The sequence below is a fragment of the Ligilactobacillus salitolerans genome, assembly GCF_003864415.1.
GTDB classification, from domain to species: Bacteria; Bacillota; Bacilli; order Lactobacillales; family Lactobacillaceae; genus Ligilactobacillus; species Ligilactobacillus salitolerans.
Genome location: NZ_BFFP01000030.1, coordinates 1 through 24,789 on the forward strand (window position 1 = coordinate 1; position 24,789 = coordinate 24,789).

A 24,789-nucleotide genomic window follows, 5' to 3' on the forward strand; every position below is an offset into this window, starting at 1 on the left:
CTCGCGTATTCGCCAGTATATCTGGAAGCAGTGGAAGAATATTGGGACCCGTTTCAAAGCACTGGTCAGATTAGGTATGAGCCGTAAAGAAGCTAAAATCTACGTGAATACACGGAAAGGGTACTGGCGCAATGCGCATAGTAAAACACTGTGTATATCCATAACAAACAAAAGACTGACACAGCGAGGACTATTAAACACGTCCCAGTTGTATCAGTCAATTCAAGCAAAAGCTTAAGTTGTTGAACCGCCGTATACGGTTCCGTACGTACGGTGGTGTGGGAGGTCGATAGTGTGAACTATCTCCTACCCGATTATCTAAAATGTTTTTTTTAAAAGAAATTTGATAAAGCAAAATTGCCTCTCAGGTTTTAAAGAATAAGACATTTATGTTACAGTTTTCAAAATTCAGAGTGGAATAAATGATTGCAGCCTAAAATTACGAAACGCTTACGCCAGTAATGTTTGTTCATGAATAATTTATGTTCCTTTTTTGTGTGTGAAACATTGTTGTGACATTTGGTCTAAAATGGGTAGGTTTTGCTTAAATTTGTAAATATGATGTAATGGTTATTGGGACAAGTCGGTGATAAGATTGTACATATCATAACAAGGTTCAGAATTATCTTACATAGGGGAAAACGTTCATGAAAAAAAATTTACTTAGTCAGTGTGCGATCTTTTTAGCCGCAGTTACTACATTGAGTGTTGCAGGGACAAGTGTGTCAGCAGATACAGTTTCGGATTTAAATCAAGTCAACGAACAGATCACCGCAGCTAAGCAAAAACTGGACGCTGCCCAGGATAAAATTGCTGCGAATACGCGCAAGCAGCTGAAGACTTCAGCAAAAATCGAGCAGTTGCAACAAAACATTGATAAACGAAGCAGCCAGTTGCGGGGCCAAGCTCGTTCTGCCCAGTTGCACGGTTCGGATTCACTGCTGAAATTTATCACTGATTCTGATGGTGCCGGTGATTTGGTCAACCGCACGATCACTGTGGTCACCGTGGTTCATGCCAGTAATGAGATCTTAAAGCAGCAAAACGACGACAAGGCACAGTTGAAGAAAGAACAAACTGCTTTAGATCAATCAGTTAAAAAGGATAAGGACCTTGAGATTCAATTGATGAGCCAAAGTGCTCAATTGGATTCAAAACGAGCAGAATTAAACGCTAAAAAACACAAGGAAGATGAGGCGGCTCAAGAGGCAGCGGCGCAAGCCCAAAAAGCAGCTGAAGACGCAGCCAAAGCTAAGACGGTCACTGCCGCATATCATGCAGCAGAAGCTGCCAAAAGTTCATTGGACGGACAAGAAAATCACAAAAAAGCCGAGTCTGTCCAACTGGCTAGCCAGACCAAGCAGACTCCAGCTAATACTAATACTAAAAGTGCTAGTCAAGCCAGCCAAGCAGCACCTGCAGCCTCGTCGTACGGCTCAGTTACTTCTTATGGGCTTGCATTTGTGAATAAGACACCATATAAATATGGCGGAACAACTCCTGCTGGTTTTGACTGTTCTGGTTTCGTCCAGTATGTCTTCGGTAAGAAAGGCAAGTCACTGCCGCGGACCACGACACAACAGGAAAATTCCGGCACGCAGATCCCTGTTGGCCAGGCACAGGCTGGAGATCTTTATTTCTGGGGTTCTAAAGGCGGCTCCTACCACGTCGCTATTGCTTTAGGCGGCGGCAGATATGTCCACGCTCCAGCCCCTGGACAAAGAGTTTCGGTGGGTTCGACAGCGTACTACAAGCCTTCATTCGCAGTTCGTCTCCATTAATCACGATAGCAGTTTAAAAGCACAAGTTAGCTTGTGCTTTTTTCGTACAAAAAACCAGCAAAATTATTAATTCTGGCTAGACACGAAAGACCTGGGCCATAATGAGTTGAAACCATCTCACTATGATCGAGGTCTTAGTTGTCTTTCTAGCTTTTTGCAAACTGGTATGATCCCAGTTGCAGAATGAAGTAATAATAGCAAATTATTCATGGTTCCAGCCAACTATGTCTTCGGCCTTGAAATCATAGTTGAGTTGAGTGTGGTAGGCAGCTTCGTAGGCGGCCTTTTTTTGCTGGTAATCTGTTGCAAGCATGATCCTGCTGTTTTCGTCGATGGACTTGTTAGGGTCAGGATAAATCGGCTTTAAAATATGCACCGTATAAATAACTTCCTTGAACTGTTCGTTGTCGTCTTTGTTGGTTGCCTGCATTTCAACGAAACATGAGATCACCGGAACGTTGAGTCGCGCCGCATAATAATAAGTCCCGCGTTTTAGCGGTCGCGGCTTGCAGTAATTAAACCACATCTCTTGTTCTGGGTAGATCAAGACATAATTGTTGGCTGCCAAGATGTCTTTTAACAGCAGCGGAAAAGTTTTTCTCATGTAATGCAATCCCCGACTGATGGGGATCGTATCTGCATACTTCAAAAAGAAACCGACCCAACCGGTCATTTTAAAATTCGTTGGCTGGCTGACTACGAAGAGCCGTTTCTTGTTAACTTGCTTCAATGCATAGCGCACCGCCGTGTTTTCCAACGGATTGAAATGGTTACTGGTGACGATCGCGCCGCCTACGACTCCCGTAATGTTTTGCGCACCGCTGACTTTGGTCTGCCGGTTCAAAACTTGCGTCGCCAGATCGATCCCCCGGCGCGCCAGTTGATTTTTGGCTAAATACTTGGGATCATTGCGCCTGGACAAAAAGTCATTTAAAAGGCGTTCTTCTTCCTCTGGAGCTAGGGTGGGATCGGCGACTTCGACCTTGTCATTCAAGCGTCGGTGCTTGGCTGCTTGTTCGATGTTAGCAACCACCGCGGTCTTATCTCCTCCGATGATCATAGGCTAATTTGAACTCCTTTCGCAGCCTCTTTTTTCATGTTGCTGCTTAAACCTGGAAATTCACCTAAACGTTGGACCAAAAGATCTTTATGTTGGGCGTCATGTTGAGCTAGTGCTGGATTTTGGACATAAGAATCTTTGATCTGGTTGATTTCTGGCAAAAAGGCGGAATCTTTGGCATACTTCCAGAAGAGGTAGCCATAAGGGACTTCGTCGTAGCACCAAGGCTTGCCAAACAAGTTATAGTGGATCACGACTGGTTCTTCGACCGGCAAGGGGAATTCAGTCTGGTAGTTCCACTTATTTTCTAAAAGCAGTAATTGCTGGCTGCAAATTGCGTTCAAATAGTCTTGGTCTGGCGCGATCAATTGAAAATGAAATTGATTCATTAACTTCAGAAAATGGGTACTGAAATTTGTCGTTCGCAATTTGGTCAGGTTTAACAACAAGACCCCAGAGTTAAAGTATTTTTCATGGTTAACTCCTACGGCTTGTTCTGCGTAGTTCGAAGCGACTGGATCGTGACTGATGAATGCATCTTGAACTACACCGACCAAGCGGTCCTCTAATGGTAAGCGGTAAAGTTCTGCGATGTCTTGGTTGACTACGATGTCAGCATCCAAGTAGATGCCTTTGTCATACTGCGGAAACATGTCAGCGATAAAGAGCCGGTAGTAGATAGTCAGGGTCTGGTAATCAGCACGCAGCGTATTTTGGTCCTTTCCCAAGCGTTCGTACAGGTCGTCTTTTAAGGAAATAAATACTAGGGAGATATTTGGCTGAAAAGCAACCAGTGCGCTGATCTTGTTGCGATTGGTTTCTGAGAGAGTTTGGTACAAAACGTGGATCTTGTATAAATTCTCCGGGCTGCTGTTGTCAATTAGCGAAAGCAAAGCAACCGATAAGTAGGGGGCATATTTATCATCAATACTAAAGAAAATCGGGACCTCGCGTTGCGGTGTTGTAGTCATAGTTTTTCTCCTTCTTATTGTTCTCTCTTAGTGGTTGGCAGTTAGTAATTTAGTAGATTCTTTTAGCAGGTCATCGTATTCATAGATTCCCAGCTCTTCATGCAGCAGCTTTTGCTGCCAGGGCTTGATCGTCCTGATCTTGAAACGCGGTAAGAACTTGAAGCTGGTAGTAAAGTGCTGAAAGACCGTATCCTGGTTTAAACGATGCTGCTCGTTATATTTAGTGTCAGTAATGATCTTCGTATGACACAGGCGGTTGAGCGCGGATTGATCCGGCATAAACATCCTGGTCCGCTGACACTTCTGGCGGCATTTGGCAAATAAACCGCTGCGTCTGATCTGCGCTAGATTCAGCAGTAAGACGCCGGAATTAATATAGTCAAATAACCGCAGCTGGCGGTGGAAGAACCATTTGCCGTAGTGATCTAGCGTGCCGGCAATTTCACCGTCTGACAGATCTTGGTGATAAAACTGGCTAAAATCTTGGCGGCATAAAACATCAGTATCCAGGTATAAAATTTTGTCCGGTAGTTCTGGGATCAGGTCAGCATAGAGTCGTAACATGCAGTTCGGTGTAAACGAAGTGTTAAGGTTGGCAACAGGCGGCTCAGCAGTGAATAAATCGGTGATCTCGAATTTAACCACAGAATTTTCCGGCGTAAATTGGCGCGCATAGTGGTCTAATCTGCCAACGAATTCATCAGAAAGCGGCAAGAATTGCTGTTTTTTATTGGTGATCTGTGCGGTTAGAATATAAAAATGAACTGGCTCTGTTGTGTTTTTTAAAACTGAGATCAGTGATAAGACTAATCCCTGTGCCATTTGCTGGTCCCCGCAATACATGATATTCACTTTGCTTCCCTCCTTTGATAATCAATATAAGAATAAGTACTTTTTTGACTCCGCTCTTGCATGCATTTTTGCACCTGTTCTTGGAGATTTTGACGTCGTTCTTGTAAGGTCAATTCTGCCGGAGCAAAAAAAGGGCCATCCAGATAACTGGTGATTTGCGGCTTTCTGCCGAATTTTTGCTTCTGGTATGTGTTAGTCAGGCAATAAACGGGTGCATTATCTTGGGCTGGATAATGGAACGCCCCGGCTGAAAAAGGCCTAATTTTGGTGTAGTAAGGCCAGACATGTGCTTCCGGATAAATTACGACACACCTGTTATGGGCAATATTGCGTGCAACAGTTTGATTAAATTTGCGCATTTGCCGGAGGTTATTGGGAATGGGCAGTCCACCGCCATAGGGTATCAAACTCCCGATTATCGGCAGACTGAGGTTAGCTGGGCTGACAATGATCGCTGGCCACTTTTTTTTGAGCAAATAGTAGGGGATCAAGGCGTCCCCCACAGTCTGCGTGTGGTTGACATAGAGGTAGCAGCCTTGGTCTGGCAGCCGTTTTTCCCGGGTATCTTTGGCTTTGTGCCAATGCAGATAAAAGGGACAAAAGAGTTTGGCTAGTCCTTTGACGCCATGTCTAGTCAGCCAGGATAAAAACTGGTTTTTTTCCCACAAATAATCAGTTGGCAAAACATAATCCTGCTGTGTAGCAGTTACTAGATCTTGCTCAAATGAAGTGTAGTAGATGGTCTTCTTTTTCATAACGGATCACACCTGAGCAGTTGGTTTTAATGAAAGATAAATATTACTTGCGATCTGCTCTAAGTCCTGTTCAGTGTGATACTTTTTTTCAGGGATCAGACGGGTCCGCAAGATAAAGTAGCCCAATAGTTGGGTGACAAAGTTAAAAAAGAGATTGTCTAGAGCTTTGTTATCCTTGATCTCCGGAAATTTCTTGAAAAATCTTTGCGTCTTCAAGATGATCGGCAAGTCGTTATGGAGCAGTAGTTTTTTGATCTGATCTTTAACCACCGTGTCGGTCAAAACTACATTAGTCAAAATAGTGACCAAGTCCTTGTTGCCCACCATGAATTCAAAGCGATCATGAACGACAAAAGAGATGACTGCATATAGTCCTTGGTCTTTTTGACTTTCCAAAATTTCGTCCAGCAATTTGACCGTAAAACGAGGAACAATATTTTTGAATAATGGATCTAAAATTTTTTCCAGCAGTTCGTGTTTACTGTGAAAGTACTTGAATAAAACGGCTTGACTGACCTGGGCAGCTTTAGCAATTTCATTGGTACTTGTTTGGTCATAGCCTTTTTTAGCAAATAAGGTAATCGCAGCGTCTAAGACTTTGATCTGGCTTGCTGGCATATTCTGTGTTTCATACCATTTGCTTAATTCGGCAGACATCACTTGGCTCAAGTATTTCGTGCCCCCTTTTGTTAAATGATTCTAAAGAATGGTGAGTGACTGATTACTAATGAAAATAAGTTTAGCATGAAAGCTGGTTTTAGCCAAGTTTTTAAACTTTTATTTTTTCCAAAGTGTAAATGTTTTGTTAGTCGGGCAGGAGAAAAAATGGTATTTTAGATTGAGTAGGGGACAAAAAACGTGTGTACAGATAATTGCCCAAGCGACAACGATTGTCTGTAGGAAATAGAGTTAAATAAAATGATCTTGCAACGCAGGAATATCTTAAATTTTGGTGAAATGCAGCAGCAGCTGGAGCAGTCGGGCATGAAAGGCCGCATTGATGATTTTCAAAAAATTACTCAAATTTATCTTTTGCGCCGCTTAGCTTTGAAAGAGGTTGGCACGAAACTTGAGAATTTGGATGATGAATATTCAACTTTGCATGCCCATAACCCGATCCATCATATGGAAGAACGAATGAAAAATCCCACCAGTTTAATTGAAAAGATGGAACGCAAAAATTACGGAGTGACGATCGAATCCGTCCAAAAGAACATCTACGATATTGCGGGGATCCGGGTCGTGACCAACTATATCGATGATATCCATCGTGTTGAAGATGCCTTGCTGGGCCAAGACGACATCACCTTGATCAAACGCAAAGACTACATTAACAAGCCTAATGGTTATCGAAGTTTGCACATTGTGGTGTCCGTCCCAGTATTCTTGGCAGAAGGTGCCCAACAAGCACCAGTTGAGATTCAAATTAGAACGATCGGGATGGATATGTGGGCTAGCTTAGAGCATAAATTACGCTATAAAAATCACTTGGATCCCGATAAAGCTGCCAAGTATGGAGATCAATTAAAAGATACTGCCCGCCAATTGAATCAAATCGAAGCTGGGATGCAGGGGATTTATCAGGATCTGTTGTAAAGTTTCACAAAAGGCTAATTTGATGGTCAAACAAATCAATCCTGCTTTGGCGAGCCGATGAAAAAATTGCTGACCTTGAACGTGCGATCAGCAAGTTAAGAGCCAGCAAAGCCGCAATTGATGGGACTAAAAGAAGCGGCTTAAAAACAGCAGGAACTAAACATTGGCGGGGAAAAAAGCAGAAGCAGTATACGGACGAGTACTCCAAATTCAACGATGATGTTTCCTCTGCAAAGCGGGCAATTAACACGGCAATTAGTGATTACCACGATAAGATTCGAGCTTTAGAGGCTAAAAAAGCTGCCATAACAGGCAATCCTTATATGACGTGACTTGGGCAAAGAAACCGCAAAACAGAGGGATACCAAGTGAAGCTATCGGAGACCAAGTGGTGTTTTTAGTTAGATTAAGTTTCATGCTTTAAAAAATAGCTCTAATCGTTATAAAGAAAGACTGGTGATGTGGCACAATTAAAAGTAGATGAAGCTGGTTACACTAGTGAGGTCAACAGTGCCAAAACAGCCGCTGATTCGTTGGCTGCTAAGAATGGTGTTGATAAACCGAGCGGCGGCTTGAAAGTAAGGACAGTCAGTCAGATGTGGGAATCATACGACCAGTTGACAAGTGCCATTAACAAGTATGCACATCTGGTCACTTATGATGTCGGTCGTTTCAAACAAGCTGGCAGAAATCAAGTTGAGCTGAATAGTTCATACGGCAAGAAAGAGGGAAAATAAATGAGTGAGATCGATTACGAAAAACTGGTCGATTACCAGCAAAGCATGCACAAGGGCATTGTGCGCCGCAAAGAAAAACTGCAAGCAACGCAAAAAGCTTTGGATGCAATTGCCAACTCTCTGAATTTTACCGGTAAGACAGCAGATAACATCAAAAGTTATATCGACGAAGTTCATACCAGCGGAATCATCCAGCAGCTTTTGACAGCCTTGGATACCTTTGACAGAGTGATTACCGCTTATGTCGCAAATTACCCCCGAGTAGATGCCGGTGGAAAGCTGTTTAAGTTGTATGACGAGGATTTCGATAAACATCAACAAGAACTCAAAACCGCTAGAGGAAAGTATGCAGAGATAATTTCTTCAGCTAACAAGGCGATGTCATCGGTCAGCCATATCAAGGAAACTTCCGGGCATTCTTCTTTGAAGAAAGCAGGCAGTGATTTAAAAGAGACCTTGGGCAAGATGGAGAAGATCGCCGAAAACCAGCAAAACGATTGGCACAGCTATGAGTCTGGTCATGCAGATGATTTTGGTGATGTTCAGAGCGTAGTCGACAAGGTCAACTCTTTGGTGGGCCAATATTCGGGCGGCAAGATGCCGGTGATGGGAGACTATGTTGCCGGTGGTTTCAATGCAGCAATGGGACAACAGTACACTAATGTTTTGCAAGGGATGCAGCAAAAAAATACGCAAGAGGCAAAGCAGACTGCGGCAAATAATCAGAAAATTGTGGCGGCTAATCAGGAACAGTATCTGTTTGAGAAGAATAAAAAGTTAAAACAATTAGAAAAAAAAAGCTAATCAGACAGAAGGAACTGCGGCAGCTATTGTTGATGGTGGTTTCTTCTTGCTTTCATTAATTGCAATTGGGGTTGAGATTGGTACAGTTGGCTTAGGAACACCTCTTGTTTTGGCAGCATTTGGTTCTCTTTTTTCAATTTTTGATTTACAGGGTGATTTTTCTAAAATGAGAACGGGTCGGTCAAAAGGAAATAATCTTGTCAAAGAAAAAATATTTGGAAGCAATGATATCGCTTACGATACTTCATCTATATTGACAGGAGCTTTGAGCGGGAAAGCTTTATATAAAGAATTAGCCGATAAAGGGATTACGGTAGCAGTTTCTAAAGAAGCCAGGACAATTGTTAAGCCAAAATTCACAGAAGGTGTTCTTAAGTCCAAGGAGACTAAAAAAGAGGCAGTTAGGGTTGTTAGCAGTGCCTTTGGAAAACAAGTTGTTAAAGACTACACCAAAAAGGAAGCAACTAAACCTTTTGGAATTTATTATAATCAAGTTACACGTGATACTGTGTATTCGTTGACTGGTAACCAGCTTGCTTCCGATATCGCAGGCGACACCGCAGGAAAGGTTGCGACAAAAGGGGCAGGGAAGGCCACTCAAACAGTTAGAAATCAATATGCCAACCAGAAAACTAGGATGGAGCTTGGAAATGAATATTTTCAAACAACTATTGGCATGCCCCAGTCAATTAACCAGGAGAACAACCAGCAGTTTAATGAAATTGCTAATTTTGTTGAAGGCTTAAGGAAGGAAAAAAGATAATGGACACATTGTATCGCGTAATTGGTTTTCAGATAAGCGATTCTAAAATTAGAACTAATGTAATGATTTTGTCGGTAGTTTTGATTTTAAATTTATCTCTATCGATTAAGTATGATCTTAATGATATCACCAAGAATGTTGAGAAAAACACTAGTACATTAAATAATCTAAAAGGATTTATTCTGCGTTTAGTTATTTGGGGGGTAGCAACGCTCATATTATCAGCAAACCTTTCTTTTTTATTTGCGTCATTTTTTGGAGATGATTACGTAACCGATGGTATGTCTGTTGCATTGATAAGTAGTGGATTCGTATATTATATAGTTTGTTACTCAGCTAGTATTTTAGCTGCTAAACACAGTACGATGACATTACAGCATAAAAAAGATTTTTATATTAATCATAATATGTGTTTTGCTTTGGGACAGACTGCTCTTGTAATCGCTTGGATGGGAGGTTATTCCCTAATCCTTCACCCAATTAATTCAATGTCACTTAGTTGGCTGGCTACAATTGTATATATAGCTTTTATAGTATGTTTCTATAAAATAACTAGAACACTCATGAATAAAAGTATTGAGAAATCTGGTAGTTAAAAAATGAATAACTTTTGAGGAAAGAAAAAATTGTTTTTTTAGAAACAAGCAAAACAGGTATAAGATGTCTTCGAGTCCGCTGTTTAGGATAAACTTCCATTGATCTGGAAAAGCTTGTTGAATCAAATCAAACAACCCTAAATGTTGCGTAATTTTAAAGACGGCAAAGCTGCCACCGTATTCAAGCACCTGTTTGGGCAATTCTGGTGAAGTTTCGGCAGCTGGGAAATATCCGAAGTACCGTTTATTAGGCAGTGGTTCTTTTGAAACTGGTTTTTTTCCAATTAAAAAACTTCATGAATAGTTGGTATTCCTGCGTTGCTTAGATAGGCTTTAGTAGTCAGATAAACATAACGTGTTCCAATTCGTTCTTTTTTAGGTTACTTTTTTAGCTGGCATTGGCACAAATTGCGGCAATTTTTTGTGATCATAGCTCTTCCGTATACTATACAATTATAGTATGTCAAAAAATTCAAAGGCTATTAATAAAAGTTCGAAGACCTGTATTTAAAGGCGAAAAAGGCGCATCTATCATCAATGAACGTACCTCAAAGCTGTATACTACAAGAGTTTACAACCCTTGGGTAACTCTAACTCAAGCAGCGATAAAAGTCTCTGAGGTTGACAGTTCATTTAACTGCAGCTTTCAGAGAATTTTGTTTTGGCTTTTTTCATTTAAGGGGCGGATCATATTATACCAAGCTTCATTTGCGTGGGTTGAAGAAGAAAGTCCCTCGTTTTTGTAGAAATTTTTTTCATAAAACGGGATCAATTCTTGCAAACAGGTGAGTGTCAATGCTTGCTGCCCATGCTTTTGTGCCTGCCCAGCTAGTTGAGCTAGCAGCTGTCCTCCCACGCCTTGACTGCGGTATTCTGGCGCGACGGCCAGGCTCAAAATTGTCTGGTAGGGCGCACTTGGCTTATTTGGAACGACTTGGGCGAAGAGATCATCGGTAATGTAACGGGAAGTCGAAACAGGGCCGACCACATACCCGACGGGCCGTCCGGCAATGTAAGCGACAATGAAAGTGTCAGGAATGACTTTGATCCGCTCAAGCATACTCTCTTTGCTGGCAGCTTCAGCCGGGGAAAAGCCGGTTTGCTCGATCTGCATAATAATGTCTAGATCTTGTTCTTGTGCTGGTCCAAATGTTAGTGACATGATTTTCATCTCCAAGCTGTTCGTTTTTAGTCAAATTTGGTCTGCCAGTCTTGTTTTTGGCGAGATTTAAAAGCTAACTGGATATCAGCCGGTAAGTTTCGATTGAGAGAAAGGTCTAAACTTAAAGCATCACTCAAACTAAAAAAGGCAGCACTACTGGTTTCGACCCCGCTATGCAGGACTTGTGTGAGCGGAGAACATTCAAAAAACAGCTTGTAAATGTAATTAAAACTTTTCTCCTGGTAAGGGTGTTTTGCCATATCATAAATTGCGATCAAGCGTTGCGGTTTGACCTTGATCCCGGCTTCTTCCCAGGTTTCTTTGGCTGCGATCTCACTGGGAGAATAACCGATGTCAGCCCAGCCGCCCGGCAGCGACCAAGTCCCAGTAGCCTTTTCTTGCACCAGCAAGATCTTATCCTCTTGGAATGTTACCGCACGCACATCGACTTTCGGGGTGACATAGCCGGTGTCATTGGCAAAGTAGAGTTTAAGCTGCTCGGGACTGGCAGTTGTTAGGCTGCTGAGCAGCTGCTTGGAAACCTCTTCCAGCTGCTCGTAGCGTTCCTGATCGTAAACATCTCTGGTGTAAAACTTCCCGGATTGCGCGATGGCTTGTAATTGGCTCAGCAGCAGCGTTAATTGTTCGTTTTCGTTTTTCAAGCGGTCTCTCCTCCTTATTAACTATATCAAATTTATTCTACAAGAAAACAGTTAAGCCAAATCGACTTTTGCTTTAAATTTAGTGAAACGTTAAGATTAGAGCTTCTTGGCCGCCACTGAAAATAATCGGTGGTTCAAATGGAATGTATCCAAAAAATTGGTTATAATTTGCGGTGAATCACCATAATATATTGAGGATGTGAATGGAAAATGTATCAAGGCAACAGTCATCGTTACGAACAAATGACATATAACAGGGCGGGCTACAGCGGCCTTAAGCTTTCAGCACTAGGTCTGGGCTTATGGCACAACTTTGGCAGTGTCGACCCGTTTGAAAAGCAAAAAAAGCTGATCCATCAAGCTTTTGACCTTGGGATCACCTACTACGATCTGGCTAATAATTACGGGCCGATCCCCGGCAGTGCTGAAGAAAACTTTGGCAAGATCATGCAAGATGACATGCGCGGACACCGCTATGAAATGGTCATCGCTACTAAGGCTGGCTATGAAATGTGGCCGGGACCTTACGGCAACTGGGCCTCGCGCAAAAGTATCATCGCCAGTGCCGACCAGAGTCTGCGACGCTTGCAGTTAGATTACGTGGACATTTTCTATTCCCATCGCCCAGATCCACACACGCCTGCCGAGGAGACAGCTTTAGCTTTAAACCAGCTCGTCTTGGAGGGTAAGGCGTTATACATCGGAATCTCGAATTATTCAGGCAGTCAGACCGCGCGGATGGTGCGGATCTTTCAGGAATTGAAGACGCCATTCATTGTCAATCAGGTGCGTTATAACATGTTCAACCGGGATGTTGAGCAAGGTCTTTTCCCTGTTCTCAAACGAGAAAAAAAGGCGGCCGTAGCTTTTAGCCCGCTCTCGCAAGGATTGCTGACGGATAAATATCTCAACGGGATTCCCGCAGATTCTCGCGCCAAAAAAACAACTAGTCCGTTTCTGCATCCAACCCAAGTTGAACAGACACTGGTCACGGTCCGTCAATTAAATGAAGTGGCCAAAAAACGGGGACAAACTCTGGCCGAAATGGCTCTGGCGTGGAACTTACGGCAAAACGCGGTTGCCAGCGTGATCGTCGGTGCCAGCCGCCCGGAACAGTTGGTGGATAATTGTCAGGCGCTAGAAAATTTAGAGTTTTCCACGAGCGAATTGAGTTTGATCGACAAGATCTTAGCTGAACAGGCAGACATTGCTTGGAAAGCAAAATAGGCAATTTGTTCAGGGTCAGGTTGATCGAAAAGTCACAAAATATGCTATGATATGTGTGAGATAAGAGAGGATGAACTCTGATGGCGTATTTGGTATTGTTACGACACGGGCAAAGTCTAGCCAATAAAGTTAATGAATATACAGGCTGGTCTGATTCCCCCTTGACAGAAAAGGGGGTCAAGCAAGCACATGCTGCGGGGCACGCGCTTTTTTTACAGCACTTAGAATTCACCGATGTCCATACATCCGTTTTAGTTCGTGCGATCAAAACCGCTGATATTGTGCAAGAAGAGCTCCACCAGGCCTACCTGCCTCTGCATAAAAGCTGGCGTTTAAACGAACGACATTACGGTGCCTTACGGGGCTGGAATAAAGATGATACGCGTCAGATCTTTGGCCCGAAACAAGTTGCCTTATGGCGTCGTTCATACTACGCGGTGCCGCCGAAGTTAAAGTTTCCCGTGAGTGACCGGCGCTATGCCAAGCTGCCGTTAAGTTCGTTGCCGTTAGCCGAAAGTTTGGCGATGGCCAGCGAGCGGATCATTCCCTACTGGGTCGACCAGATCGCTCCCCGGTTATTGCAAGGTCACAATCAGCTGGTCGTGGCTCATGGCAGTACCTTGCGGGCGATGATCAAGTTCATCGAGCAGATCAGCGATGAGAATATCGATGGAGTTGAAGTCGCCAACGGTGAGCCGATCATTTATGATTTTGACCAGCAGTTAAACGTTTTGCACAAAAAAATTATTCAATACTAAAAAGCTGTTTTCAGACCGATGCCATGTGGATGGTGCGGTCAGAAAACAGCTTTTTTTGTAAAAAAACACCGTCCTAGCTTGAGGGCGGTGTTTAGTATTTGAAAAATTAAGCCAAGGAACCCATTGGATCCCAAGGAGCAAGAACTTTAGGTTCTTCTTTCAAGACATCTTGCAGTTCTTGCGGCAAGAATTTCTTGTTAACAACTACTTGGTAGCAGTATTCATCCATCCAGCTGTCACTCATAACGAAGAAGCCTTTGGTTCCGACTTTATCTCCCCATGAGTTTTCAACTTTCCATTTGGTTGGCTGACCATCAACTAAATCGACACCAGTCAAGACCATAGCGTGAGTCATCAAGCTTTCGCCGTAATCTAAACGTTCTGCTTTAGACATTGAGAAGTCGATGTCAAACAGTTCGTCCTTGCGGTAAAGCTCAGTATCCATGATTCCTTTTTGACGGTCGGATGATTGGCCGACATCACAACCGAACCAAACACTTTCACCGGATTCCAACTGCTTAACAGCAACTTCGCGGAAGGTGCTCATATCAACGTTTAAATGACGAACTTGGCGGCCATCGACCACGTTGCCCAGCATTTCAACTGTGTACATGTGGTTGTATGGCTTGTCGTCAGTTGGTCCGTTGATGATCGAAACGTAATCATCAAGATCCCAGCCGATGTATTTGGCAAAGAAATCTTGTGGTGTTAAGTTCTGATCAAGGTGGTAGTTGTTGTCTTTATCACGATATTCGAAGTCAAAGCTTGCAGGCGGCTCGCCAAAGCTGTATGAGCACAGACGGTAAACTTCGTTGAGCATCTTGTCTTTGCGGGCAGCAATTTCATCTTCGCTGGCTTTGCTTGCAACTAATTCGCGTAATTCTACGGCATCCTTGCGCAATTTCAAGTTTAAGGTGCTGTTGAATTCACCAGAAGCTGAAGAACTCTTCGTTTCTGGCATCACGGATTGAGGAACGACACCGTATTTCTGGATCAATGCGATGACCATGTCCCATTGACCGCCGTCTTGCTGCGGTGTGGTCATCAACCAGGCAACTTTACGGTCGCTGGTTGGCAGGTCAGCAGTCTTCAGGACGTTTTCGTAGAAATAATTAGCTTTTTCTAATTTATCCCAGAAAAATGTATAACTTTGTGATAATTCAAAGTCGTCAGAAACTTTGAAGTTGTTATGAATATCATGACGCATCGTGTTGAGCGCGGCAAACATCCAACAACGGCCTGATTGTTTCTGATTGGCAACCTTACCTGTATCCAAGTCGATCGAGAAGACAGGGTTCATAGTAATTTCTGAGCGGTAATCCGCTGCGGTAGCTAAGATCCCATTTTTAGTTACGGCACGTTCAGCGAGCTGAGCTCCGGCGTGTTCCGCAAGATCTTGTTGATAATTTTTTAATTGGTCAGCAGAAATAGCTTTAGTCATTAAAAAAGTCACTCTCCTTTAACAGTGTATTAATATTTTACATTATTCTCTAATAATAGTAAAGAATGGCAAGACAATCAAGACGATAAATTTACTTTTACCGTAGTTTTACGTAAATTAGCTTTGTAACAGAAGATTTTGAAGACTGGGCTAAGAGAAAAGAGCTGAACTGATTTGCGATGGAACAAAGTCTGGAGAAGTATGTTCCAAAATGATTTGGCTTGGAACAAAGTCTGCGGAAGTATGTTCCAAAGTGATTTGGTTTGGAACAAAGTCTGTGGAAGTATGTTCCAAAGTGATCTGGTTTGGAACAAAGTCTGGAGAAGTATGTTCCAAGATGATTTGGTTTGGAACAAAGTCTGCGGAAGTATGTTCCAAAATGATTTGGTTTGGAACAAAGTATGGCGAAGATTGTTCCAAACCAGATGAGAATAGCAAAAGCGAACGAGGATAATTGTGCAAAAAAAAGAAGGGTGCACCCTTCCTTTTAAGCATTATTATGTTAACGGTTGGCTTCTAAAATTTCAGGACCGTTTGAACGCCCGACAATAACTGTATTGACCATGTCCAAAAATAAACCATGTTCAACGACACCGACTTCTTTGATCAGTTCGTCAGCGAGCCGATGCGGGTCTAAGATGTCGTGCAAGTGCAGGTCGATGATATAATTTTCCGAATCAGTCAAAAGCAGGCTGTTGCCGTCGGCGCTTTTGCGGAAACTTGGTTCATAACCCTGTTTTTCAAAACGTTCAAAGACTTTTTGACTGCCGTAAGGGATCACTTCAACCGGCAGCGGGAATGCGCCAAGATTTTTGACTAACTTGCTCTCATCTACGATCCACATCACTTGAGAAGAGTTAGTTGCCACGATCTTTTCATAGAGCAAAGCTGCTCCGCCGCCCTTGATCCCTTGAAAGTCATTGCTGATCTCATCGGCTCCGTCGATCGTCAAATCGATATGGTCAACTGCATCAACAGACTTTAATGTAATTCCGAGTTCTTCAGCTTGTTTGGCGGTAGCTTTAGAAGTTGTCACGGCAGTAATGTTTAAGCCTTCGCTTTTGACCCGGCGCCCCAGTGCGTCGACCATGAATTTGACGGTTGAACCGGTCCCTAAACCGACTGTCATTCCGTCTTCGATCCATTCGACAGATTTTTCGCCCACTAATTTCTTTAATTCATCTTGCTTCATTGTGAGGATCTCCTCCTTATGATTTGTTGGAATAACCACTTAATTAACTGGCAGATGTAGCTGGATATTCAGCTAGTATTTCGATCAAATAACCATGAGGTCGACATTATTATAACATATGAAATCTTTTCTTAAAAAATGAGATTCTCAAGCCGAACAGGAGCTGAAGTATGTTATTATGAAAATATCTGAAAATTTATGAAAGATGAGGACCAAGCGTGAAAAGAGGATTTAAAAAAGTCAGCAAATATGCAGACCAAGAGGTACGACTGCCGCAAAGATCGACCCAACAGGCAGCAGGCTATGATTTCTTTGCTTCCGAGGACTTTGTAGTCCCAAGCATCTGGAAGGGCAGCTTTCTTAAAGTTCTAGCTGCTATCGTCATCGGGCAAAAGGCAGATCCCCAATTACAAGAAAAGGCACAGAAAATCTTGAAACCTTCTTTGGTGCCCACCGGGATCAAAGCATATATGGCACCTGACGAGTATTTGTTGTTGGCGGATCGTTCCAGTGCACCGTTAAAACGCGGGCTGGTTTTGCCAAATGGAGTTGGGATCATCGATGCTGACTATTTCGATAACCCAAATAATGAGGGAGAAATTTTCTTTCAGCTGCTGAATTTTTCTTTGTTTGACCAAACGATCAAACGCGGAGAAAAAATCGGGCAGGGGATCTTTATGCCGTTTTTATTAGCGGATGGGGAAGAAAAACCGCAAACCAAACGCACAGGCGGTTTTGGTTCATCTGGTAGGTAAGCAGCTCACAAGTTGAATTTGCAAAAAAGTACGGATCCGGCACAAAACATTAACCAAGAACGGGTCAATAATGGTAAAATTATTTAGGTAAGACTTATGAGAAAAGAGGCGGCATTGTGGCCAAGGCAAAAATTAAATATGTCTGTCAGAATTGTGGTTACTCATCGTCGCGTTTTCTAGGCAGATGCCCGAACTGCGGCGAGTGGAACAGCCTAGTCGAAGAAGTGGAACAAAAAACACCGCGGGCGGTGGGAGTTTCAATGGCTGCAGGTGGGACCCAGACTAAACCGCAGCTGTTAAAGGACGTGTCTTTAAAGAAGACACCGCGTGTCCAGACTCAGATCGCCGAACTTAATCGGGTGTTGGGCGGCGGGATCGTCCCTGGTTCACTCGTTTTGATCGGTGGAGATCCTGGGATCGGCAAGTCGACCTTATTGTTGCAGGTCTCAGGACAATTAGCTCAGACTGGCGGTAAGGTCCTTTATGTGTCCGGGGAAGAAAGTGCAAATCAGATCAAAATGCGGGCAGACCGCTTGGCGGTTTCTAGTGACGATTTTTACCTCTACCCAGAAACGGACATGGGAGCCATCAAGGCTAATATCACGGAGCTCAAGCCGGATTATGTCGTGATCGACTCGGTGCAAACGATGCAGGAGCCGGAAATGGCTTCTGCGGTCGGGAGCGTCGCTCAGATCCGCGAAGTGACAGCCGATTTAATGCGACTGGCTAAGGGATCTGGGATCACGATCTTCGTTGTCGGTCATGTTACTAAAGGCGGCGCGATCGCTGGTCCGAAGATTTTGGAGCACATGGTTGATACGGTGCTCTATTTTGAAGGGGACCTGCATCATTCATACCGGATCCTTCGTTCCGTTAAAAACCGTTTTGGGTCGACCAATGAGATCGGGGTTTTTGAAATGCGGGCCGGCGGGTTAAAAGAAGTCAGCAACCCTTCGGAAATTTTCTTGGAAGAACGGCTCAAAGGAGCTGCTGGTTCGGCAGTCGTTGTTTCTTTAGAAGGAACTCGGCCGATCCTAGTCGAGATCCAAGCGTTGGTCACGCCGACTGCTTTTGGTAATGCCAAACGAACCACTGCTGGGTTGAATCAGAACCGTGTCTCCTTGATCATGGCTGTCTTGGAAAAAAGAGCAGGCTTGATGCTGCAAAATCAGGATGCTTATTTAAAAGCCGCTGGCGGCGTCAAACTAGACGAACCGGCGATCGATCTAGCCTTGGCTGTTAGTATCGCCTCCAGCTACCGGGACAAAGAGACTCCGCCGACCGATTGTTTTATCGGCGAAGTTGGCTTGACTGGTGAGATCAGACGGGTCACTGACATTGAGACCCGGGTCCGTGAAGCGCAAAAACTAGGTTTCAAACGGATCGTTGTGCCGCAAAACAATTTGTCTGAAGCGGAATTTCCCGCTGGGATCGAAGTTAAGGGTGTGCAGACCTTGCGACAGGCCCTGCACTTTGCGTTTGGTTAACTTTTTGAACGCAACGGACAGGTTTCATTCAAATATTTTCAGAAAAAATTAAGAATAGGAGTGATAAGATGCGAAAAAGAATGCTCCAGTTAATTTTCGCTCTTTTGGGGATCGGCGTTGGTTATTCCGCTATGCCCTTGATCTGGGACGCATGGGGAGTACAGACGCGCTGGCTAGATAATATCTTTATGGATATGATGATCGGCTTAGCTGTCTTTGTTTTATTGGGAGTGCTGTTAAGTGATCCGGTTGAAAGGCTGGTCAAAAAAATTGAAACATCACTGGCCGACCAGAAATTGGAGACCATTATTCCCGAAGTAGTTTCCACAGTAGTAGGACTCTTGATCGCAGTATTGATTTCACTATTATTTTCTAATTCGCAATTATTCTTTTTCAATACGATCTTGCCAATTATTTTACTAGTCCTATTTGCGTATCTTGGCTTTACCGTTGGTCACAGTCGACTCAATGACTTGCGCAAACTGTTGTTTCGGAGGAAAAAAGCTGTGCTGGAAGACTCCCCTGTTGAAAACAGTGAGATCTTGGAACGCAAAGCAGGCGATAACTTTCGCAAGTATAAACTGCTGGACACCAATATCCTGATCGATGGCCGGATCTACGACTTGGCTAAGACCGGCTTTTTAGAAGGGGTCTTGATCGTGCCTAACTTTGTCTTATATGAGCTGCAATATATTGCTGATTCTGCGGATAGTGTTAAGCGGGTCCGCGGTCGGCGCGGTTTAGATATGCTGAATAAATTGCAGCAGGAAAAAGTGATGCCGGTCCAGATGTATGACGGAGATTTCGATGATATCCAGGAAGTTGACAGCAAGCTTTTGCGGCTGGCTAAATTAATGGACGCTGTCGTGGTGACGAATGACTATAATTTAAACAAGGTCGCCGAATTTCAAAATGTGCAGGTCTTAAATGTCAATGCCTTGGCGCGTTCCCTCAAACCACGGGTGATCCCTGGTGAAACCTTAAATGTGATGGTCATCAAAAATGGGACTGAGCGGCAGCAAGGTGTAGCGTATCTGGATGACGGGACCATGATCGTCGTTGAAGATGGACGCTATTATATGAACAAACAGATCGAAGTTGAAGTTACCAGTGCTTTGCAGACAGATGCCGGCCGGATGATTTTTGCCAAGCCGACACACTCAAAGCGCGGGATCAAGGAGAAAAACTAGCTTAGTTTTTCCCTGAGTGTTTATTTTTAGTGGTAAGCATAGTACAATTTAACAGTGTGGCTGTGTGCAGCAGTCAAGAAATGATGAACAAGATAAAAGAGGAGTAATTTTAAATGGCTAGTGACAAAATTCGGGTCCGTTATGCCCCAAGTCCTACTGGACACTTGCATATCGGGAACGCTCGGACAGCTTTGTTTAATTATTTATTTGCACGGCATAACAACGGGACATTTGTGTTGCGGATCGAGGACACAGATACCAAGCGCAATGTTATTGACGGTGAAAAAAGTCAGATGGATAACCTGGAATGGCTCGGGATCGACTGGGATGAAGGTCCGGATAAACCAGGCGAATATGGTCCTTACCGCCAGTCTGAAAGACGCGATATCTACCAGCCTTTGATCCAAGAATTGCTGGACAAAGATCTGGCTTACGAATCATTTATGACTGAAGATGAGCTGGCTGCTCAGCGTGATGAACAGCGTGCCAAAGGCGAAGCTCCACGTTATGTCGATGAATATGCCGGCATGAGCCAAGATGAGATCAAGGCTGCAAAAGAAGCTGCGCGGGCCAAAGGATTGAAGCCGGTCATTCGTTTGCGTGTACCGCATGATCATGTTTATGCCTGGAAAGATATTGTTAAAGGCGATATCAGCTTCAAGTCAGACACGATCGGCGGCGACTTTGTCATCGCCAAGCGTGATGGCATGCCGACTTATAACTTTGCTGTAGTTGTGGATGATCATTTAATGGAGATCTCCCATGTTTTGCGCGGAGATGACCACGTGGCCAACACACCTAAGCAGCTGGCAGTTTATGATGCCTTTGGCTGGGAAGCTCCGGTCTTTGGTCATATGTCTTTGATCATTAATACTGAGACGGGTAAGAAGCTCAGCAAGCGTGATGAAACAGTTCTTCAATTCATTGAACAGTATCGGTCACTGGGCTACCTGCCTAATGCAATGTTCAACTTTATTACACTTCTGGGCTGGTCACCAGTGGGCGAGTCTGAGATCTTTACCAAGAAGCAATTTATTAAGATGTTTGATCCGAAACGTTTGAGCAAATCACCTGCAGCTTTTGACAACAAGAAACTTGAATGGGTCAATAACCAGTACGTGAAGGCCGGAAATGCCGATCAGATCACGTCCTTGGCCATTCAACAGTTGATCAAAGCTGGACGGATGCCAGCAGAGCCGACTAAAGAAAAGATCGAATGGGCACGACAATTGACCAACCTTTACAAGCAGCAAATGTCATACGCTGCTGAAATGATCGATTTATCCTCAGTCTTTTTTGAAGAGCCTGAATCTTTGGATGAAGATGCACGCCAAGAATTGGACCAAGAGAGTGCACCGATCGTCTTGCGGGAATTTGCCAGCAAGATCAAGGATTTGCCGGTCTTCGGGGCATTTGAGATCCAGTCAGTGATCATGCAGATCCAAAAAGAGACTGGGATCCGCGGACGAAAGCTCTATATGCCGATCCGCATCGCTACGACCCGTGAGATGCATGGACCTGACTTGGCACCTTCGATCGAATTGATCGGACGCGATAAGGTGCTGGCCCATATCGAAAAAACTTTTGCAGAATTAGGTCTGAAGTTCTAAACATTAACTTAGAAAAGAGTTCGGCACAAAACTGAGTTGTTTTGTTACCGAACTTTTTTGCTAAATTTCAGATAAAAAAGAAAAAATGCTGTATGATTGCAGTATATATTAGTAAAGGAAAATTTAACTGCTCCGGTGGATACACGGCTGGAGAGAGCAGGGGGAGGTTGTTTTATGATCCAGTTGTATAATACGTTAACCAAGACCAAAGAAAACTTTGTGCCAATGGAACCAGGCAAGGTCAGGATGTATGTCTGCGGTCCCACGGTCTACAATTACATTCACATTGGTAATGCCCGCAGCGCGATCGCCTTTGATACGATCAGGCGCTACTTTGAATACCGCGGTTATCAAGTCAATTACGTCTCTAATTTTACCGATGTTGATGATAAGATCATCAAGGCCAGCCAGGAAATGAAGCTGAGTGTCCAAGAAGTTACTGAGAAATTTATTGCAGCGTTTTACCATGATACGGATGCTTTGAACGTCAAACGAGCCGACTTGAATCCGCGCGTGATGGATAATATGGCTGATATCATTGAATTTGTGGCAGCGCTGGTCAAAAAAGGCTATGCTTACCAGTCGGATGGCGATGTTTATTACCGTGCCCGGAAGTTTGCGAATTATGGGCAGCTCTCCGGCCAATCGGTGGATGCTTTGGAACAGGGTGCCAGTGAGCGTTTGTCGGCTGAAGACCAAGCTAAAAAAGAAGACCCGTTAGATTTTGCGGTCTGGAAAGCTGCCAAACCGGGGGAGATCGCTTGGGATTCGCCTTTTGGCAAGGGCAGACCAGGCTGGCATATTGAATGCTCAGTCATGTCTACTAAGTATTTAGGAAACACGATCGATATCCACGGCGGCGGCCAGGACCTGGAATTTCCCCACCATGAAAATGAGATCGCGCAAAGCGAAGCCAAAACCGGGCAGAAGTTTGCGAATTACTGGCTGCACAATGGGTTCGTGACGATCGGTGAAGAAGACGAGAAGATGAGCAAGTCACTCGGCAACTTTGTGACTGTCCGCGATTTGATCTCAGAAGTTGATCCGCAGATCGTGCGTTTCTTTATGGCAACCACGCAATATCGCCGGCCGATCCGGTATACGCAAGCTAATTTGCAAGAAGCTAAGGCAAATTTGGAACGGATCCAAACCGCAGCCAGAAACGTTACTTATCGCCTGCAAAATGCCAGCGATGGACCAGTCGACCCTGAGGTCCAAGCAGAATTTCAGCAGCATGAAAGTTCCTTTGAAGCCGCGATGGATGATGATTTCAACGCTCAAAACGGGATCGCAGTTGTATATGAACTGGTCAAGCAGCTCAATATCTATGCCGAGCGCGCAGAAGTCAACGAAAACACGCTGCAGTATTTGCTGGATGGATTTACACGGATCGTGTCTGTCTTTGGGATCAAACTTGAGCAGGCGGGGATCTTAGACGAAGAGGTCGAAGCAAAGATCAAACAACGCAACGCCGCTCGGCAAAATAAGAATTTTGCCTTGAGTGATCAGATCCGTGACGAGCTTAAAGAACAAGGGATCCTGTTAGAAGATACACCGCAGGGGACCCGCTGGAAGAGAGAATAAGAATGACAAGAGCTAATTATCAATTGATCAATGGGATTGCCCTCGCCTATATTGGCGATGCTGTCTGGGAAGTTTTCGTCCGCGAACATTTGCTGGAAGTGGGCTTGACTAAACCCAATAAGCTGCAAAAAACTGCGACGCACTACGTGTCAGCTAAGGCCCAGGCCTTTTTGATCGAGCAAATGGAAGCACAAAAGAAGTTATCAGATGCCGAGTGGACTTATTTTAAGAAGGGGCGTAATGCCAAAAGTCGTACTTCTGCTAAAAATACGGCAGTCCTGACCTATCGGATCTCAACGGGCTTTGAAGCGCTGTTCGGCTACCTCTATACCAGCGAACAAGACCAACGGCTCAAAGAGTTAGCGCAGTGGTGCATTGAAACTGTCGAAGCACAGGCAAAATAAAGGACAAAGGGATCAATTATGGATAAAAACAAAAACAATGAACATAACGGGCTTGTGATCGGTCGGCATGCAGCGATGGCTGCTTTAAAGGGGACACAGGCGGTCAACAAAGTTTACGTGCAGGAAAAATTAAAATCCGACGCTGTTTCGGAGATCATTGCCTTAGCACGGCGCAAATCGATCGTGGTTTCTCGGGTCCCCAAAGCCAAACTTGATTTCTTAAGCGACCAGCAAAATCACCAAGGAGTAGCTGTTTCCGTTGCTCCTTTTCAATATGCTACGCTAGACGATCTTTTTAGTCGTGCCAAAGAGCAAGGCGAAGCGCCATTCTTTTTGATCTTAGACGAGATCGAAGACCCGCATAATTTAGGTTCGATCATTAGAACCGCGGATGCTGCCGGTGTGCACGGGGTGATCATCCCGAAACGTCGTGCGGTACAACTGACCGCCACAGTTTCCAAGACTTCGACTGGTGCCGTGGAATATGTTCCAGTCATGCGCGCGAATAATTTGACAGCAGTCGTTAAGGAACTAAAAAAACGCGGGGTCTGGATCTTCGGGACTGACATGGCCGGACAGGATTTCCGTCAATTTGACGGGAGTGCACCGACAGCGATCGTGATCGGCAACGAAGGCAAAGGGATCTCGCCGTTGTTGAAAAAGAATTGTGATGGTATGTTGACGATCCCAATGACGGGGCATGTTCAAAGCCTAAATGCCAGCGTGGCTGCCAGCCTTTTGATCTATCAAGTGTACACAAGCAGAGGAAAATGATGAACTAATGAAGAAAAATATCCTGATCGTCGATGCTTATAATATGATCGGCAACTGGCCTAAACTAAATAAACTTAAGAAAGATGACCGCCTAGAAGATGCGCGCGACCTCTTGCTGCAAGTCTTGTCGGATTACCACAAGCAAAGCGGTGCACAGATCATCGTAGTTTTTGATGCCATGTATGTTCCTGGGCTGTCTAAGAGTTATCGGCAGTATACCTTGCAGGTGATTTGGACTGACGAGGGACAGACGGCAGACAGCTACATTGAATCTTTAGCTGGAGAGCTGATGACGCCCTTAACGACGGTGACTGTGGCTACCAGTGATCAGGCAGAGCAGTGGACGATTTTTTCACAGGGCGCCTTGCGCAAACCTGCTTGGGAACTAGCTCAGGATATCAAACGAGCGCGGACTGAGGTCAAACGGACCGCGCGCCAGTATCAAGATCAGCATTCATTGCGGGGCAATCCTTGGGATGAAGATCAGTTGGAGGACCTAAAGCGGCTGCGGGATCACTTATCGAAGTGAGACGATTTAGCAATTTGAAAAACATAACGGCACCACTGCATGAAACGGGCTTGGACCTGGAACATGCAGTGGTGTTTTTTGTTATTATCAAGGTCACAT

At 44.3% G+C, this 24,789-nt stretch carries 26 protein-coding genes and 1 pseudogene; 17 read left to right on the forward strand and 10 right to left on the reverse strand.

The annotated features are described in order from the left end of the window. Together LFYK43_RS12860 and LFYK43_RS08635 are read left to right on the forward strand one after the other, a co-directional pair. Window positions 1-238 (forward strand): annotated as a pseudogene (locus LFYK43_RS12860) (group II intron reverse transcriptase/maturase); the annotation flags it as partial. Window positions 239-647: 409 nt separating this feature from the next. After that, complete coding sequence (locus LFYK43_RS08635; protein WP_124977411.1) at window positions 648-1,781, forward strand: C40 family peptidase; 1,134 nt, start codon at window positions 648-650, stop codon at window positions 1,779-1,781. 202 nt (window positions 1,782-1,983) lie between these two features. On the opposite strand, the gene LFYK43_RS08640 is transcribed toward LFYK43_RS08635, so the two are convergent. From LFYK43_RS08640 to LFYK43_RS08660, 5 genes are read right to left on the reverse strand one after another with little or no spacing between them, the layout of a single operon-like run. Then, window positions 1,984-2,841 carry a lysophospholipid acyltransferase family protein gene (locus tag LFYK43_RS08640; RefSeq protein WP_124977413.1) on the reverse strand — a complete coding sequence of 286 codons (858 nt, stop codon included), beginning with the start codon at window positions 2,839-2,841 and terminating at the stop codon, window positions 1,984-1,986. Then, on the reverse strand, window positions 2,838-3,812 hold the full coding sequence (locus LFYK43_RS08645; protein WP_124977415.1) for a glycosyltransferase family 8 protein: 975 nt from the start codon (window positions 3,810-3,812) through the stop codon (window positions 2,838-2,840). Before LFYK43_RS08645 ends, LFYK43_RS08640 begins: the two co-directional genes overlap by 4 nt. A gap of 27 nt (window positions 3,813-3,839) precedes the next feature. Continuing rightward, window positions 3,840-4,655, reverse strand: coding sequence for a glycosyltransferase (locus LFYK43_RS08650; protein ID WP_174713988.1), 816 nt, complete (start codon window positions 4,653-4,655; stop codon window positions 3,840-3,842). A 5-nt stretch (window positions 4,656-4,660) separates the two neighbouring features. Next, window positions 4,661-5,419 carry a lysophospholipid acyltransferase family protein gene (locus tag LFYK43_RS08655; protein WP_124977419.1) on the reverse strand — a complete coding sequence of 253 codons (759 nt, stop codon included), beginning with the start codon at window positions 5,417-5,419 and terminating at the stop codon, window positions 4,661-4,663. Window positions 5,420-5,425: 6 nt separating this feature from the next. Then, window positions 5,426-6,079 (reverse strand): TetR/AcrR family transcriptional regulator, encoded by a 654-nt coding sequence (locus LFYK43_RS08660; RefSeq protein WP_229718007.1) that lies wholly within the window; start codon window positions 6,077-6,079, stop codon window positions 5,426-5,428. A gap of 258 nt (window positions 6,080-6,337) precedes the next feature. Between LFYK43_RS08660 and LFYK43_RS08665 the strand changes: the two genes are divergently transcribed. The 5 genes from LFYK43_RS08665 to LFYK43_RS08690 all read left to right on the forward strand — a co-directional run bounded on the left by LFYK43_RS08665 (window position 6,338) and on the right by LFYK43_RS08690 (window position 9,915). Further along, window positions 6,338-7,015: a GTP pyrophosphokinase gene (locus LFYK43_RS08665; RefSeq protein WP_124977423.1), complete on the forward strand. Its 678-nt coding sequence runs from the start codon at window positions 6,338-6,340 to the stop codon at window positions 7,013-7,015. Window positions 7,016-7,476: 461 nt separating this feature from the next. Beyond that, a complete protein-coding gene (locus LFYK43_RS08675; RefSeq protein ID WP_124977425.1) occupies window positions 7,477-7,752 on the forward strand; it encodes a hypothetical protein in 276 nt (91 codons plus the stop codon). Continuing rightward, window positions 7,753-8,556, forward strand: coding sequence for a T7SS effector LXG polymorphic toxin (locus LFYK43_RS08680; RefSeq protein ID WP_124977427.1), 804 nt, complete (start codon window positions 7,753-7,755; stop codon window positions 8,554-8,556). A 46-nt stretch (window positions 8,557-8,602) separates the two neighbouring features. Beyond that, window positions 8,603-9,319, forward strand: a complete 717-nt coding sequence (locus LFYK43_RS08685; protein ID WP_124977429.1) for a hypothetical protein — start codon at window positions 8,603-8,605, stop codon at window positions 9,317-9,319. Then, complete coding sequence (locus LFYK43_RS08690) at window positions 9,319-9,915, forward strand: hypothetical protein (protein WP_124977431.1); 597 nt, start codon at window positions 9,319-9,321, stop codon at window positions 9,913-9,915. Before LFYK43_RS08685 ends, LFYK43_RS08690 begins: the two co-directional genes overlap by 1 nt. A 646-nt stretch (window positions 9,916-10,561) precedes the next feature. On the opposite strand, the gene LFYK43_RS08695 is transcribed toward LFYK43_RS08690, so the two are convergent. Beyond that, window positions 10,562-11,077 (reverse strand): GNAT family N-acetyltransferase, encoded by a 516-nt coding sequence (locus LFYK43_RS08695; protein ID WP_124977433.1) that lies wholly within the window; start codon window positions 11,075-11,077, stop codon window positions 10,562-10,564. Window positions 11,078-11,103: 26 nt separating this feature from the next. Next, window positions 11,104-11,739 (reverse strand): NUDIX hydrolase, encoded by a 636-nt coding sequence (locus LFYK43_RS08700; protein WP_124977435.1) that lies wholly within the window; start codon window positions 11,737-11,739, stop codon window positions 11,104-11,106. Window positions 11,740-11,949: 210 nt separating this feature from the next. Here LFYK43_RS08700 and LFYK43_RS08705 point away from each other — a divergent pair, with 210 nt between their 5' ends. Next, on the forward strand, window positions 11,950-12,966 hold the full coding sequence (locus tag LFYK43_RS08705; RefSeq protein ID WP_124977437.1) for an aldo/keto reductase: 1,017 nt from the start codon (window positions 11,950-11,952) through the stop codon (window positions 12,964-12,966). 80 nt (window positions 12,967-13,046) lie between these two features. After that, the gene (locus LFYK43_RS08710; protein ID WP_124977439.1) at window positions 13,047-13,724 is read left to right on the forward strand and encodes a 2,3-bisphosphoglycerate-dependent phosphoglycerate mutase; all 678 of its coding nucleotides are present in this window, start codon (window positions 13,047-13,049) and stop codon (window positions 13,722-13,724) included. A gap of 106 nt (window positions 13,725-13,830) precedes the next feature. On the opposite strand, the gene LFYK43_RS08715 is transcribed toward LFYK43_RS08710, so the two are convergent. From LFYK43_RS08715 to rpiA, 3 genes are all read right to left on the reverse strand, one after another. Then, window positions 13,831-15,165, reverse strand: a complete 1,335-nt coding sequence (locus LFYK43_RS08715; RefSeq protein ID WP_124977441.1) for a C1 family peptidase — start codon at window positions 15,163-15,165, stop codon at window positions 13,831-13,833. A 150-nt stretch (window positions 15,166-15,315) separates the two neighbouring features. After that, window positions 15,316-15,660 (reverse strand): hypothetical protein, encoded by a 345-nt coding sequence (locus LFYK43_RS08720; protein ID WP_229718006.1) that lies wholly within the window; start codon window positions 15,658-15,660, stop codon window positions 15,316-15,318. A gap of 7 nt (window positions 15,661-15,667) precedes the next feature. After that, window positions 15,668-16,357 carry a ribose-5-phosphate isomerase RpiA gene (gene rpiA, locus LFYK43_RS08725; protein ID WP_124977445.1) on the reverse strand — a complete coding sequence of 230 codons (690 nt, stop codon included), beginning with the start codon at window positions 16,355-16,357 and terminating at the stop codon, window positions 15,668-15,670. Between the two features lie 218 nt (window positions 16,358-16,575). Between rpiA and LFYK43_RS08730 the strand changes: the two genes are divergently transcribed. The 8 genes from LFYK43_RS08730 to LFYK43_RS08765 all read left to right on the forward strand — a co-directional run bounded on the left by LFYK43_RS08730 (window position 16,576) and on the right by LFYK43_RS08765 (window position 24,690). Continuing rightward, window positions 16,576-17,112, forward strand: a complete 537-nt coding sequence (locus LFYK43_RS08730) for a dCTP deaminase/dUTPase family protein (RefSeq protein ID WP_124977447.1) — start codon at window positions 16,576-16,578, stop codon at window positions 17,110-17,112. A gap of 116 nt (window positions 17,113-17,228) precedes the next feature. After that, the gene (gene radA, locus LFYK43_RS08735) at window positions 17,229-18,599 is read left to right on the forward strand and encodes a DNA repair protein RadA (protein WP_124977449.1); all 1,371 of its coding nucleotides are present in this window, start codon (window positions 17,229-17,231) and stop codon (window positions 18,597-18,599) included. Window positions 18,600-18,667: 68 nt separating this feature from the next. After that, window positions 18,668-19,789, forward strand: coding sequence for a PIN/TRAM domain-containing protein (locus tag LFYK43_RS08740; protein ID WP_124977451.1), 1,122 nt, complete (start codon window positions 18,668-18,670; stop codon window positions 19,787-19,789). 113 nt (window positions 19,790-19,902) lie between these two features. Then, on the forward strand, window positions 19,903-21,399 hold the full coding sequence (gltX, locus tag LFYK43_RS08745) for a glutamate--tRNA ligase (RefSeq protein WP_124977453.1): 1,497 nt from the start codon (window positions 19,903-19,905) through the stop codon (window positions 21,397-21,399). Between the two features lie 174 nt (window positions 21,400-21,573). Beyond that, entirely contained in the window at window positions 21,574-22,983 is a 1,410-nt protein-coding gene (gene cysS / locus LFYK43_RS08750; RefSeq protein ID WP_124977455.1) for a cysteine--tRNA ligase, read from the forward strand. Window positions 22,984-22,985: 2 nt separating this feature from the next. After that, on the forward strand, window positions 22,986-23,387 hold the full coding sequence (locus LFYK43_RS08755; protein ID WP_124977457.1) for a Mini-ribonuclease 3: 402 nt from the start codon (window positions 22,986-22,988) through the stop codon (window positions 23,385-23,387). An 18-nt stretch (window positions 23,388-23,405) separates the two neighbouring features. Beyond that, window positions 23,406-24,161 (forward strand): 23S rRNA (guanosine(2251)-2'-O)-methyltransferase RlmB, encoded by a 756-nt coding sequence (gene rlmB / locus LFYK43_RS08760; protein ID WP_124977459.1) that lies wholly within the window; start codon window positions 23,406-23,408, stop codon window positions 24,159-24,161. Window positions 24,162-24,168: 7 nt separating this feature from the next. Continuing rightward, a complete protein-coding gene (locus LFYK43_RS08765; RefSeq protein WP_124977460.1) occupies window positions 24,169-24,690 on the forward strand; it encodes an NYN domain-containing protein in 522 nt (173 codons plus the stop codon). Window positions 24,691-24,789 lie beyond the last annotated feature (99 nt).

Excerpts from the sequence above, each read along its gene's own strand:
- LFYK43_RS08635 (WP_124977411.1), top strand. The coding sequence starts at position 648 with ATGAAAAAAAATTTACTTAGTCAGTGTGCGATCTTTTTAGCCGCAGTT.
- LFYK43_RS08640 (WP_124977413.1), bottom strand. The coding sequence starts at position 2,841 with ATGATCATCGGAGGAGATAAGACCGCGGTGGTTGCTAACATCGAACAA.
- LFYK43_RS08645 (WP_124977415.1), bottom strand. The coding sequence starts at position 3,812 with ATGACTACAACACCGCAACGCGAGGTCCCGATTTTCTTTAGTATTGAT.
- LFYK43_RS08650 (WP_174713988.1), bottom strand. The coding sequence starts at position 4,655 with ATGTATTGCGGGGACCAGCAAATGGCACAGGGATTAGTCTTATCACTG.
- LFYK43_RS08655 (WP_124977419.1), bottom strand. The coding sequence starts at position 5,419 with ATGAAAAAGAAGACCATCTACTACACTTCATTTGAGCAAGATCTAGTA.
- LFYK43_RS08665 (WP_124977423.1), top strand. The coding sequence starts at position 6,338 with ATGATCTTGCAACGCAGGAATATCTTAAATTTTGGTGAAATGCAGCAG.
- LFYK43_RS08680 (WP_124977427.1), top strand. The coding sequence starts at position 7,753 with ATGAGTGAGATCGATTACGAAAAACTGGTCGATTACCAGCAAAGCATG.
- LFYK43_RS08690 (WP_124977431.1), top strand. The coding sequence starts at position 9,319 with ATGGACACATTGTATCGCGTAATTGGTTTTCAGATAAGCGATTCTAAA.
- LFYK43_RS08695 (WP_124977433.1), bottom strand. The coding sequence starts at position 11,077 with ATGTCACTAACATTTGGACCAGCACAAGAACAAGATCTAGACATTATT.
- LFYK43_RS08705 (WP_124977437.1), top strand. The coding sequence starts at position 11,950 with ATGTATCAAGGCAACAGTCATCGTTACGAACAAATGACATATAACAGG.
- LFYK43_RS08710 (WP_124977439.1), top strand. The coding sequence starts at position 13,047 with ATGGCGTATTTGGTATTGTTACGACACGGGCAAAGTCTAGCCAATAAA.
- LFYK43_RS08715 (WP_124977441.1), bottom strand. The coding sequence starts at position 15,165 with ATGACTAAAGCTATTTCTGCTGACCAATTAAAAAATTATCAACAAGAT.
- LFYK43_RS08720 (WP_229718006.1), bottom strand. The coding sequence starts at position 15,660 with ATGCTTAAAAGGAAGGGTGCACCCTTCTTTTTTTTGCACAATTATCCT.
- rpiA (WP_124977445.1), bottom strand. The coding sequence starts at position 16,357 with ATGAAGCAAGATGAATTAAAGAAATTAGTGGGCGAAAAATCTGTCGAA.
- LFYK43_RS08740 (WP_124977451.1), top strand. The coding sequence starts at position 18,668 with ATGCGAAAAAGAATGCTCCAGTTAATTTTCGCTCTTTTGGGGATCGGC.
- gltX (WP_124977453.1), top strand. The coding sequence starts at position 19,903 with ATGGCTAGTGACAAAATTCGGGTCCGTTATGCCCCAAGTCCTACTGGA.
- cysS (WP_124977455.1), top strand. The coding sequence starts at position 21,574 with ATGATCCAGTTGTATAATACGTTAACCAAGACCAAAGAAAACTTTGTG.
- LFYK43_RS08755 (WP_124977457.1), top strand. The coding sequence starts at position 22,986 with ATGACAAGAGCTAATTATCAATTGATCAATGGGATTGCCCTCGCCTAT.
- rlmB (WP_124977459.1), top strand. The coding sequence starts at position 23,406 with ATGGATAAAAACAAAAACAATGAACATAACGGGCTTGTGATCGGTCGG.
- LFYK43_RS08765 (WP_124977460.1), top strand. The coding sequence starts at position 24,169 with ATGAAGAAAAATATCCTGATCGTCGATGCTTATAATATGATCGGCAAC.